10 protein-coding genes are annotated in these 12,019 nt (G+C 49.0%); 7 read left to right on the forward strand and 3 right to left on the reverse strand.

Annotated elements, in window-relative coordinates:
* The first annotated feature begins 102 nt into the window (after positions 1 to 102).
* Positions 103 to 717, forward strand: coding sequence for a lysozyme inhibitor LprI family protein (locus I6L54_RS08725; protein WP_040231432.1), 615 nt, complete (start codon positions 103 to 105; stop codon positions 715 to 717).
* A gap of 41 nt (positions 718 to 758) precedes the next feature.
* Here the strand turns inward: I6L54_RS08725 and lpxP are convergent, their stop codons facing one another.
* Complete coding sequence (lpxP, locus tag I6L54_RS08730) at positions 759 to 1,679, reverse strand: kdo(2)-lipid IV(A) palmitoleoyltransferase (protein WP_005129779.1); 921 nt, start codon at positions 1,677 to 1,679, stop codon at positions 759 to 761.
* A gap of 440 nt (positions 1,680 to 2,119) precedes the next feature.
* Here lpxP and I6L54_RS08735 point away from each other — a divergent pair, with 440 nt between their 5' ends.
* Entirely contained in the window at positions 2,120 to 2,362 is a 243-nt protein-coding gene (locus tag I6L54_RS08735; protein WP_005129778.1) for a YfdY family protein, read from the forward strand.
* Between the two features lie 115 nt (positions 2,363 to 2,477).
* Here the strand turns inward: I6L54_RS08735 and pgtP are convergent, their stop codons facing one another.
* On the reverse strand, positions 2,478 to 3,869 hold the full coding sequence (gene pgtP / locus I6L54_RS08740) for a phosphoglycerate transporter PgtP (protein ID WP_040231431.1): 1,392 nt from the start codon (positions 3,867 to 3,869) through the stop codon (positions 2,478 to 2,480).
* Between the two features lie 415 nt (positions 3,870 to 4,284).
* Between pgtP and pgtC the strand changes: the two genes are divergently transcribed.
* The 3 genes from pgtC to pgtA are packed head-to-tail and all read left to right on the forward strand — an operon-like array spanning position 4,285 to position 8,727.
* Positions 4,285 to 5,484: a phosphoglycerate transport regulator PgtC gene (pgtC, locus tag I6L54_RS08745; RefSeq protein ID WP_137378438.1), complete on the forward strand. Its 1,200-nt coding sequence runs from the start codon at positions 4,285 to 4,287 to the stop codon at positions 5,482 to 5,484.
* Positions 5,481 to 7,490: a two-component system sensor histidine kinase PgtB gene (gene pgtB / locus I6L54_RS08750; protein WP_040231429.1), complete on the forward strand. Its 2,010-nt coding sequence runs from the start codon at positions 5,481 to 5,483 to the stop codon at positions 7,488 to 7,490. Before pgtC ends, pgtB begins: the two co-directional genes overlap by 4 nt.
* Positions 7,480 to 8,727: a two-component system response regulator PgtA gene (gene pgtA / locus I6L54_RS08755; protein WP_040231427.1), complete on the forward strand. Its 1,248-nt coding sequence runs from the start codon at positions 7,480 to 7,482 to the stop codon at positions 8,725 to 8,727. The genes pgtB and pgtA overlap by 11 nt, the downstream gene beginning before the upstream one ends.
* Positions 8,728 to 8,827: 100 nt before the next feature.
* On the opposite strand, the gene I6L54_RS08760 is transcribed toward pgtA, so the two are convergent.
* Positions 8,828 to 9,367: a DUF2058 domain-containing protein gene (locus tag I6L54_RS08760; RefSeq protein ID WP_040231426.1), complete on the reverse strand. Its 540-nt coding sequence runs from the start codon at positions 9,365 to 9,367 to the stop codon at positions 8,828 to 8,830.
* Between the two features lie 155 nt (positions 9,368 to 9,522).
* On the opposite strand from I6L54_RS08760, the gene I6L54_RS08765 reads away from it, so the two are divergent.
* Both I6L54_RS08765 and tssB read left to right on the forward strand, forming a co-directional pair.
* Positions 9,523 to 10,700 (forward strand): IS3 family transposase gene (locus I6L54_RS08765; RefSeq protein ID WP_167335597.1). Its coding sequence is split into 2 segments (ribosomal slippage): positions 9,523 to 9,781 and positions 9,781 to 10,700, totalling 1,179 coding nucleotides; the frame shifts between segments, so codons are not numbered across the junction.
* A gap of 793 nt (positions 10,701 to 11,493) precedes the next feature.
* On the forward strand, positions 11,494 to 11,994 hold the full coding sequence (gene tssB, locus I6L54_RS08770; RefSeq protein WP_040231423.1) for a type VI secretion system contractile sheath small subunit: 501 nt from the start codon (positions 11,494 to 11,496) through the stop codon (positions 11,992 to 11,994).
* Positions 11,995 to 12,019: the final 25 nt, after the last annotated feature.

Genomic DNA, 12,019 nt, shown 5'->3' on the forward strand with positions numbered 1-12,019 from the left:
TTCCGACGGTAATAAATTGCTATTGAGCGACGTGGCTGTTACTCAGAGAATTCTCATATTACCTTGAGGTTAATGCGGTTAATTTCCTCGCGGAATTTGATAATGAAAAGGTTAAAAATGACCAGATTAATGATGTTAGCACTTGTTCTTGCGCCATTGGCGTCGATGGCGGCTGCACCACAAGCGTTCAATTTCAGTTGCGCAAGTATTGGTGGTGTGAATAGTGATGGTAAAGGCAATGTATGGATTAATGGCACAAAAGCGACCATTAAGACCTTCAATGAAAATTACTGGGAGGCAAAGAGCGGTAAAAATACCGTCTCAATTTCCAGAAAAGATGACGGAAACCCGGAAGTGTCCTGGGCTGGCCCAAACCGCAAGCATAGGATTTGTCAGCCTGAAGATAATGTTGATTTCTCTGTGGCGAAAAAATCGACTCATGCTGGCCCATCATTCTCCTGTTCTGCAGTGGAAAAGGGAAGCATGGAAGAGATTATCTGTCTGAGCCCATCGCTCTCCGCAATGGATTTACGATTGAACGAGGTCTACAAACAGGCGCTGGCTAAATCGAAAAATGACCCGACGCTAAAAGCAGAGCAACGAGGTTGGATCAAAGGACGTAATGAATGCTGGAAAGAGCAGGATAAACCCGCCTGCCTTGGCAGAGAATATAGCGAACGAATGACTGAACTACAGAACAAGTGGGGGGTTAAGTAATTCAAGCGCAGAAATAAAGAAAGGCCATTCGGCCTTTCTTTTTAGACATATAGCGAGGCTTCACCCATCGGGCGGGTTTTGAAACGACGATGGATCCAGAGATACTGCTCGGGTGCCCGCATGATCTCTTTCTCAATAATTTTGTTCATATAGGCCGCGGCCTGGTTTTCATCTTCCGGGTAACCTTCCATTTCTGGCGTGATAAACAGACGGTAGCCGGAGTTATCAGATTTTCTCACCATGGTGACGGTCAGCATTTTCGCCCCCGACAAGCGTGACAGCACGTAGGTGCCGTTGGTTGTCGCAACATCTTTGACGGCGAAGAATGGCGCAAATGAACTGCCTTTACGGCCATAATCCTGATCGGGTGCAAACCATACGGCTTCCCCTTTTTTCAGTGCGCCGACAATGCCGCGCAGATTATTTCTGCCGATCATGGCTTTGTTCGAGCGCATACGGCCGCGGGTTTGTATCCACTCCATTAATTTGTTGTTGTGCGGGCGGTAGGTTGCCATCATTGGCTGGCAAAGACCCATCACGCGGCCCCCCAGTTCCAGCGACATAAAATGCACGCCGACTACCATTACGCCACGGTTATGTGCCTGAGCGCGTTGCAGGTTGTCCAGACCTTCAACATCAAACCATTTGCGCACCCGGCGATCTGGCCAGAACCAGGCCATACCGGTTTCAAGCAGTGCCATGCCGAGTGAGCGGAAGTTCTCGTCGACCAGTTTGTTTCTTTCTTCTTGTGACAGATTCGGGAAACAGAGTTCGAGATTTTTATGGGCAATGGATTCCCGGCGCTTTAAAAATGGGCGCGCCAGCGTACCTGTACGGGTGCCCAGAAAACATAAAACAGGATAAGGGAGCTGCACCAGTAACCAGAGCACACCGACACCGAACCATGTGAGCCAGTAGCGCGGATGCAAAAACGCGCGTGAAAATTTACATTGGGGGAACATAAGCACCTGTTGTTGGTACGAAAATAATGTATCGCGAAGATTCTTTGCCTACAGCGTTACTCTCTGACACTGAACAGTTAGGTCACTATTAGCGACAATGGTTCCTGTAAAGAGTGTAAAACTGAGTCAGGACAAACCACGAGGGGTATGAATGATCGGACGCTCAATGTACACCCGAAGATTAATGTCATCCAGAAATAATTCCTCAAGTTTCGTAAATGTTTTTTGGTCGATAAAAAGCAAGAATAGACTTATAGATAATTTGTTGTTTTTATGACGATTAAATAAAGGTCAACGGAGAATGTGCAGTTCAGAAGATGAACAGTTATTGTAGCGAAAATGTTGCTTGAATTGCGAACGGATAGGAATTGTCTTAGACTATAAAATCAAGGAAGTGTAAGGACTTACGTCGATTTTTACGGCAGACAGGAGGTAACGCTATGTTCTATTTTTGGACTTTCCTCGCATTGAGCATTCTGTGCGTTAGTTGCTATATTTGGCAGGTAATGGGCGCTGCCGCGTCAATTAGTTCTTTTTTCGGCATGGCTATCCTTACGGCATTAATTTATTTCTTTACCATACGGTTGACTGACGGAAACGAAATGGTAACGGGACTGTTTCTTTTTCTTGCCCCGGCATGCGGATTGATCATTCGCTTTATGGTAGGGGACAATAAGAATTAAATCACAGGTTCATAACGGAAAACGCAATTGTGTACCACATTGACTGATTTTCTGGCTTCCATCTGGACAAACTAAAGTGCCAGCATCGCTGGCACTTTTTTCTCTCTAAAGCCGATTACCTGGCATCAGCAAGCTGCAGCTCCGTGTCCTGTTGTTGGGCATTTTTTCGTTGTTGTTCGAGTTCCAGCGCTCCGCGGTGGGACAGATAGCAGAACAGTATGCAGCAGACAATCCCGCCCATCAGCAGATAGAAACCGCCATGCCATCCCATTTTATCGACCATGACACCAAACAGACTGGTTCCCAGCGATGCACCAAAAATGTAGCTCATAAAACCGCGTAATCCGACCGCCGAACCGACGGCAAAGCTGGGGACGATTTCCATGGTCTGAACAGACGCCAGGAACTGGGGCACATAGATCAGGCACCCGACGATGGCGGCAAAAATAGTGACCATCAGCAGGGATTCACTTTTCCAGTAACCGATCAGGCAGACGAAGATCAGCGCCATACAAATCATGGCCAACGGCATGCGACGACCTTTAAACAGTTTATCGGTCAACCAGCCCGCCAGCAGTGTGGAAGGAATTGCGGCCCATTCGAAAAACAGGAACGCCACACTCATTTGTTCTTTCGAGAAATGTTTTTCAGTTAACAGATAAATCGGTAACCAACTGATCATGCCAAAACGCACCATATAGACAAAAACATCTACCAATGAAACATACCAGGCATTTTTGTTACGCAGCACGTAGGTGCAAAAAATTTGAAAGGCGCTCATGTTTTCCGGCGCCTGGGTTACGTGCCGGGCATTCAACACGACTTTTTCTTCCGGCATCATCTGTTCCAGAGCAGGCAAGCCTTCTTCGCGCGGTGAGCCTTTCCCCAACATCAGAACAATAAAAGCAAACAGCACCGCAACACAGGCTGGGACGATATAGCTGGCGCTTTGCCAGTGTTCGCTGCCGAGAATTGCAAAAGCGGCGCCAACAATAGGGGCGACAATACCGCCGCCGACGTTGTGTGAGATATTCCAGAATGCGCCAACGCGTCCGCGCTCTTTGCGTGGGAACCAGTTGGCGATGGTAATAAACGAGGGACCGACGCCCATCCCCTGGAATAGTCCGTTGAAGACCACCAGTGCGGCAAAAATCCAGAATCCGGTGCTGAACCCTAAGCCAACGTTGACGATAGCGCACAGGATCAGGCCGCAAGCCATAAAGACTTTCGGGCTGGCTTTGTCTGCCAGGCTGCTCATGATGCCTTTACTGATCCCATAGGCAATTAGCATACAACTGCTGAGTAAACCAATCTGTGTTGCGCTGAGATCCAGATGTTCTTTCAGGTACGGGGTAGAGAGGGTGAAGTTATTACGTACAATATAATACGCAAGATAGCCAAGAAATACGCTAAGTAACGCCTGAATGCGGTATCGACCATAAGTCTCCTGAATTTTCTCTTCCGGGACTTTATTTGCCGATGGCCCTGTCTTAAATATTGATAACATATCATCACCTAAATTTATATTGATGTGAATATCAGGATTTTTCGCAGAGAAGAGTGAAATAGATGGCTAAGAAATTCAAATTGAAGAAATGTGTCACTATTGACTCAATTTGCTGAAAATGGGGCTGACTTTGACTCTTTTGAATTATGGTGAGGCCAGAGCTATTATTCTTAATGCGTTTTTATCATCAGCATGTGCGGGTATTAACAAATTCAAACGACATTTTCAGGTATTCTTTATCTCTGTTATCGTATTCCGTCTGGTTATTTTGATAGCAGTTTTATCTTTTCCATGTGTCGCGATAAACGGGTAAATTTTGTCTCAATATTATTTTTTGAAGATGTTGGTATTTATGAGCAGGATCACAAACAGACTTTTCTGTCGGGGTAGTTTGTTGGCGCTCTCACTGTGTTTTATGTCGCTGTCGGCGACCTGTCTGGCACAGGGGAAGGAACTGGTGATGGCGACGACGTTTTCCCCGGGGGCAACGGCCTGGATTATTCAGCGCTGGCAAACGGAGCCGGGGTCAGTGATGATCCGCACGCTAAACCGCACCAGTTCTTCTCTCGAACAACTGCTCGATACCGCGAATGCGGAAAACGTTGACCTGATTTTGACCTCTTCGCCGATGCTACTGCAGCATCTTCAGGAGCATCAGAAACTTGCTCCTTTTGATAATGCATTGCCGGAAAGCCAGCGTCTGGTGCCTGAGTCAATACGGTCGACGTCTGTAGCCGTGGCGATCTCGGGATTTGGTCTACTGATTAATCGTTCAGCACTGACGGCGCGACATCTGCCTCCACCGACGGACTGGGGGGATTTAACGCATCCTAAATATCAAAATGCCCTGCTGATGAGTAGCCCATCGCGCTCCGATACCAATCACCTGATGGTTGAATCATTGCTGCAACAAAAAGGATGGCAAGAAGGTTGGGCGACATTGCTGGCCAGTGCCGGGAACCTGGTGACCATTTCATCACGCAGCTTTGGTGTTGCGGACAAAATTAAGAGCGGATTGGGCGTTGCGGGACCGGTTATTGATAACTATGCCAATCTGCTGCTCAATGACCCCAATCTGACCTTTAATTACTTTCCACACTCTGCGGTCTCGCCGACCTACGTAGCCGTGCTGAAAAACAGCCCGCGTGCCAATGAAGCACAACGTTTTATCCGCTATTTATTGAGCCCGGAAGGGCAGCGGATCCTTGCAGATGCGAATACCGGTAAATATCCGGTAACGTCGCTGGCAGCAGATAACCCGCGTGCAGCCCAACAGGCCATTTTGATGAAACAGCCACCGCTTAATTACCGTCTGATCCTGAAGCGTCAACAGCTGGTCCAGCGAATGTTTGATACGGCCATCAGTTTCCGCCTCGCGCAGCTTAAGGATGCCTGGCGAGCGCTGTACAGTGCGGAAGCTCGTCTGAAACACCCGTTACCCGAAATCAGAGCGCTGTTAACCCAGGTCCCAATCGACGCCAGGAGCAGCGAAGATGAAGCCTGGCTTGCTCAATTCGATAACAAAAGTTTTGCTGAACAGCAAATGATGGAGTGGCAACTCTGGTTTCTTAAAAACCAGCGGCTGGCGATATCAAAACTGGAAGAACTACAATGAAAGGCGGTTCGCTATGGCAACGTCTTCGTCAGCTCAGCATCAGCAGCAGTTTGCGGGGGGCTTTTCTGACGGGGGCTTTACTGACGCTGAGCGTGAGCTGTGTCAGTTTGTATTCCTGGCATGAGCAAAGCTCGCAAATCCGCTATTCGCTCGATGACTATTTCCCGCGCGTGCATTCCGCTTTTTTGATTGAAGGGAATCTTAATCTGGTTGTCGATCAGCTTAATGAATTCCTGCTTGCCCCCAATACGACCGTACGGCTGCAATTGCGCAATCAGATCATAGAACATCTGGACAAAATTGAACTGCTGAGCCGGGGATTGCAACCCGCGGAACAACAACAGCTGGCGGTGATTTTGCAGGATAGTCGGGCATTGATGACCGAGCTGGACCGGGTGCTCTACAACATGTTCCTGGTACGCGAAAAAGTCAGCGAACTTTCCGCGCGAATCGACTGGTTACATGATGATTTCACGACCGAACTGAACTCTCTGGTGCAGGATTTCACCTGGCAGCAGGGAACGTTGTTGGATCAAATTGAAGCGAAAAATGGCGACGCGGCGTTGTACCTGAAACGCGCCAGGGAGGTGCAGAATGAGCAGCAACAGGTGTACACGCTGGCAAGAATTGAAAACCAGATTGTCGATGATTTACGCGACAGGTTGAATGAACTGAAGTCAGGTAGCGACGACGGCATGCTGGTCGAGAATCATATTCGCTATCTGGAAAATCTGAAGAAAACGGCGGATGAAAATATCCGCACCCTGGACGACTGGCCCAGTACTATCACGTTGCGACAAACCATCGACGAATTGCTGGAAATCGGGATGATGAAAAACAAAATGCCCGATACGATGCGTGATTATGTCGCGGCGCAAAAAGCGCTGGTTGATGCCAGCCATGCCAGAGAAGCTACACTTGGACGTTTCCGAACGTTGCTTGAGGCTCAGTTGGGAAGTAGCCATCAACAAATGCAGATGTTTAACCAGCGACTGGAGCAGATTGTTCGCGTCAGCGGTGGGCTTATTCTGCTGGCGACGCTGTTGGCGCTGCTTCTTGCCTGGGGACTCAACCACTACTTTATCCGTTCACGGTTGGTGAAGCGTTTTACCGCGCTCAACCAGGCCGTGGTGCAAATTGGTCTTGGCAGAACCGATGCCTCGATCCCGGTTTATGGTCGTGATGAGCTAGGGCGCATTGCAGGGTTACTGCGCCATACGCTGGGTCAGCTCAATACGCAAAAAAGTCAGCTTGAACAGGAAGTGGCAGAGCGTAAGGAGATTGAGGCCGATCTGCGAGCGACCCAGGGCGAATTGATTCAGACGGCGAAATTGGCGGTGGTCGGACAGACCATGACCACGCTGGCCCACGAAATCAATCAACCACTGAATGCGTTGTCGATGTATCTGTTTACTGCGGGCAGAGCAATTGAACAAGAGCAGTTGGCGCAGGCCAGAAGCACGTTAACCAAAGCCGAAGGACTCATTACCCGTATCGATGCCATTATCCGCTCATTGCGACAGTTTGCACGCCGAGCCGAGCCAGGGGCACCGCTGCATCCGGTCGATTTACGGCAGACCTTCAGCGCGGCCTGGGAACTATTGGCTATGCGGCATAAACCGCAGCAGGGTACGCTTTCGCTGCCAATTGAGCGCGTGTGGGTTACGGGCGATGAGGTGAGAATTCAGCAAGTTCTGGTAAACATACTGGCAAATGCGCTGGATGCCTGCCCGGTTGCCGCGAAGATTGACGTTCACTGGCAGGTTGAGGGCAGCACGGTGTGTGTATTTGTCAGCGATAATGGCCCCGGCTGGCCTGGTGCGCTGCTACCGTCGCTATTAAAACCGTTTACCACCAGTAAGGATGTTGGTCTCGGTATTGGGCTATCAATTTGTGTCTCATTAATGACGCAGATGAACGGCGAGCTACGCCTGGCGTCGACGCTGGGGCGCAATGCCTGCGTGGTACTGCAATTCAACCTGACGGATGTAGAAGATGTTGAGTGATGAATATTCTGTTCTGCTGATTGATGATGATACCGATGTCCTTGATGCTTACACCTTGTTGCTTGAGCAGGCAGGCTATCGGGTATGCGCGTGCAATAACCCCTACGATGCCCGAAATTGGCTACAGGCTGACTGGCCCGGTATCGTCCTGAGTGACGTGTGTATGCCTGGCTGTAACGGTATCGAACTGATGGCTCTTTTTCATCAGGATGATAGCCAGCTGCCGATCCTGCTGATTACCGGACATGGTGATGTGCCGATGGCGGTGGATGCGGTGAAAAAAGGGGCATGGGATTTTCTGCAAAAACCGGTCGATCCCGGTAAGCTGCTGTTGCTGGTTGCACAGGCGTTGCAGCAGCGAAAATCTGTGATTGCCCGTCGTCATTACTGCCAGCAAAAGCTGCAGGTTGAACTGGTTGGCTACAGCGACTGGATAAATCAGTACCGTCAACGGCTGCAGCAACTGGCAGAAACGGATCTTGCCGTCTGGTTTTATGGGGAACCCGGGACGGGACGTATGACGGGAGCCCGTTATTTGCATCAGCTGGGACGTAGCGCCCAGGGGCCGTTTATCCGCGCAGAACTCACCGCCGGGAACACGGCTCAGCTCGATGAGCTGATTGCTCAAGCGCAAGGTGGGACGCTGGTATTAAGCCATATAGCGTGTTTGACGCGCGAGCAGCAGCACAAGTTGGTTCACCTGCAAAGTCAGGAGCGGCGTCCTTTTCGGTTAATTGGTGTTGGCACGACATCGCTGGTGGAGCTGGCGGCAACAAACCAGATCGTGGCCGAACTCTATTACTGTTTCGCCATGACACAAATCGCCTGCCAGCCTCTATCCATGCGCCCGGACGATATTGAACCGCTATTTCGCCATTACCTGCAAAAAGCCTGTCTGCGTCTGAACCACCCCATTCCGGAGGTCGACGGGGAATTGCTAAAAGGCATGCGACGTCGTGTGTGGTTAAGTAATGTGCGAGAGCTGGCAAACGCCGCAGAGCTTTTTGCCGTTGGGTTGCTGCCATTGGCGGAGACCGCTAATCCGCAGTTGCACATGCCGGAACCGACACCGTTGGATCGCCGGGTTGAAGAGTATGAGCGGCAAATCATTACCGAAGCGCTAAATATTCATCAAGGGCGTATTAATGAAGTGGCAGAATATCTGCAAATTCCGCGTAAAAAACTGTATTTGCGGATGAGAAAATACGGGCTAAGTAAAGAGCATTATAAGTTCTAGAGAGATGAGGTGCGGTTATGATAAGGGTAATTGAATGAACATCTGAGTCGTCACCTCATTATTAGAAAAAATGCCGGACTTATTATCCGGCATTTTTCGCTTACCACATTAAATCGTCAGGTACGACGAAGTCAGCATACGGATCGTCTTCGTCTTTCGCTTCCTGACTCAGCTCGCAATTTAAGACGATGTAGCTGTCGTCGCGCTGTGCAATTTTATCGGCAACGACGGCTGGGATAATAGCATATTCGCTGTCACGGTCGCTTTCTGCAGTCAGCCGGGCAATAGCCAGACGCCCTTTAATCAATTGCGCCTGTGTCACCTTATCCACGTAGATTTTTTTAATCAGATTATTATCGGTGAAGTTATACCCAATATCACCTTTGGAAATGGTGATTTTGTTCATTTCAATAAGCTGCTTAATCTGCGCTTTGTATTCTTTCGACAGCGTCGCTTGTTTCTGTTGATCGCTTAACTGCTTATCCCGTTCAATTTGTGCTTTTTTATTCTCTTCAACCGCTTCTCTGGCTTCACGGGCCTGAACGCGTGATTTTTTCGCTGTTCTCTGCACTTTCGCCATTTTTTTGCTGGAGACTAAGCCAGCTTTCAGCATCTGTTCTTGTAGGGTGAGTTTTGTCATTTTTGCATCTGATCCAATAAAATCGTTGTCAGGATTATAACCTTAACGTCCAACGGGATGCCAGAATACGGGGTTTGCCAAACTGTAGTGGCACAGTAAATTTGGCCACCTGATTTAAGGTGACATTCTCATCTCAACACAAAACAGGTGACTTAATGAACAAGAAAACCAAACGTACATTCACCCCTGAGTTCAGGCTGGAATGTGCACAACTGATTGTTGATAAGGGCTACTCATATCGACAAGCCAGTGAAGCGATGAATGTCGGTTCTACCACGCTTGAGAGCTGGGTGCGCCAGCTCAGGCGAGAGCGCCAGGGGATTACGCCCACTGCAACCCCCATTACTGCAGAGCAGCAACGTATCCGCGAGCTGGAAAAGCAGGTTCGCCGCCTGGAGGGACAGAATACGATATTAAAAAAGGCTACCGCACTCTTGATGTCCGACTCGCTGAACGGTTCACGATAGCCGCCAGACTGAGTGACAGCCATACGGTTGTCAACCTTTGTTCTGCTCTGGGAATACACCGCAGCAGTTACCGGTACTGGCTAAAACGACGCGATACGGTTAATCCGGCGCGTGTCAGGCTGTACAGCGAAATACGACGGGCGTGGAACCAGAGCCGGGGCTCTGCGGGGGCGCGCACTATAGCTGAGATGCTGGTCCAAAATGGCGTCCCGATGAGCCGTTACCGTGCCGGGCGTCTGATGAAATATCTGAACCTGAGCAGTTGTCAGCCCGGAAAACATCAGTACAAAAATGCCCGTCAGGCGCATACCTGCCTGCCGAACCTGCTTGAGCGTCAGTTCGCTGTGCCCGAGCCAGACCGGGTATGGTGCGGAGACATTACGTATATCTGGGCAGGAAATCGCTGGTGCTATCTGGCGGTCGTTATGGATCTTTTTGCCCGCAGGGTTATCGGCTGGAGTCTGTCAGCGGATGCCGATACCGCACTGATAAGCAGCGCCCTGCGGATGGCCTGTGAAACGCGTGGTCAACCGCGAGATGTCATGTTCCATAGCGACCAGGGTAGCCAGTATACAGGCCTGAAATATCAACAACTTCTCTGGCGTCACAGAATAAAGCAAAGCGTCAGTCGGAGGGGAAACTGCTGGGATAATGGCCCGATGGAACGCTTCTTCCGCAGTCTGAAAACAGAATGGGTGCCGACGGAGGGTTACGCAGGTAGGGACGAGGCAAGACAGCAAATTAATGATTACATACTGAACTACTACAATAGCGTCAGACCTCACCATTATAACGGAGGGTTGACGCCGGAAGAGTCCGAGAACAGGTACCATTTTTACTGTAAAACCGTGGCCAATATTACTTGACCACTACGAGTTTCTGGTGACGGGCAACCTGTCAGCATGTACAGAGGTTTTTCAGGCCCATCTCCTCCCGTCTGTCATGATGGCATCGAACCGGATCGCATTACAACCTGAGCAATAGGACAAATATTCTCAACGCATCAGTTAATCTGAAATTCCCTGAATGGCAGGTATCCAGATCGTGCTCACCTCCTGGTATTGAAGCATGTGTAAAGGGCTGTCGTGAAATTTCCTTTCTTCTGACGAAAACAAATAAGCCCTGCTTAAATGAAAAATAAGAAATGATGAAAACTTGGAAATGTCGTCAATCTTTCACTGGCTCAGTCACATCCTGCTTCTCATTTTTGATAAAAGTACAAAATCAGATATTTCACGTGATTGGTGGTATTTCGTACAGATCCACTCCCTAAGCTAAATTGATCATTTGTTGCACACCCTTATCCCATAAGGCTTGAAGGGGTTATGTAAGAAAATCCTTATAAATCAGAATGATGATCTTTTATTATTAAAAGCTGAACATGTAAGGTGTTGTTACATTTTTTTGTTTCCGATCTGGCAGGGAACGTTCCTACACTCCGGCTATCGGGTCTTATCCGAAATTTTTTCATTTCAGACAAATACTCAAAGTACAGTGTCGGCATGCTGGTGGATGGAATGCGCCCGCTTTTTAGTTCCGGTATTTTTATTTACGTCGGATGACGCGAACCGGAAAGTTGTTCTGGCAGGGTAATTTTTTCTTATTTATTTCTCACTGGCATTGACCGTTTCTATTATTCCATTAAGAACAGGGACAGCCATGTCTAACTCTTCCTTTCAGTCCGAAATCCCTAAAGCGCGTATTAATTTAAAACTTGATTTGCACACTGGTGGCGCGAGCAAGAAAACGGAGCTCCCCCTGAAATTGCTCGTAGCAGGCGACTTCAGTAATGGCCAGGAGTCTGCCTCCCTGTCTGAGCGCAAAAAAGTTGATTTGAATAAAAATAATTTTGATTCTGTGCTGTCCGAATATTCCCCAAACGTCAATCTGACCGTTAAAAACACGCTTGCTGATGACGGCAGCGCAGACAACATCAGCCTGACCTTCCGGAGCATGAAGGATTTCACCCCGGAGCAGGTCTCCCGGCAAATCCCTCAGCTGAAGGCCATGCTTTCCATGCGCAATTTACTCCGTGATCTCAAGGCCAACCTTCTGGATAACCAGGCATTCCGAAAGGAACTGGAAAAAATTCTGCTCGACCCGGCATTAAGCGCAGAACTCCGCTCAGAGCTGTCTGCTCTCGCACCTAAACAGCCATAACGGTCACGATGATTTAACGGATTAA

This window comes from Citrobacter pasteurii (genome assembly GCF_019047765.1).
In the GTDB taxonomy this organism is placed as follows: Bacteria; Pseudomonadota; Gammaproteobacteria; order Enterobacterales; family Enterobacteriaceae; genus Citrobacter; species Citrobacter pasteurii.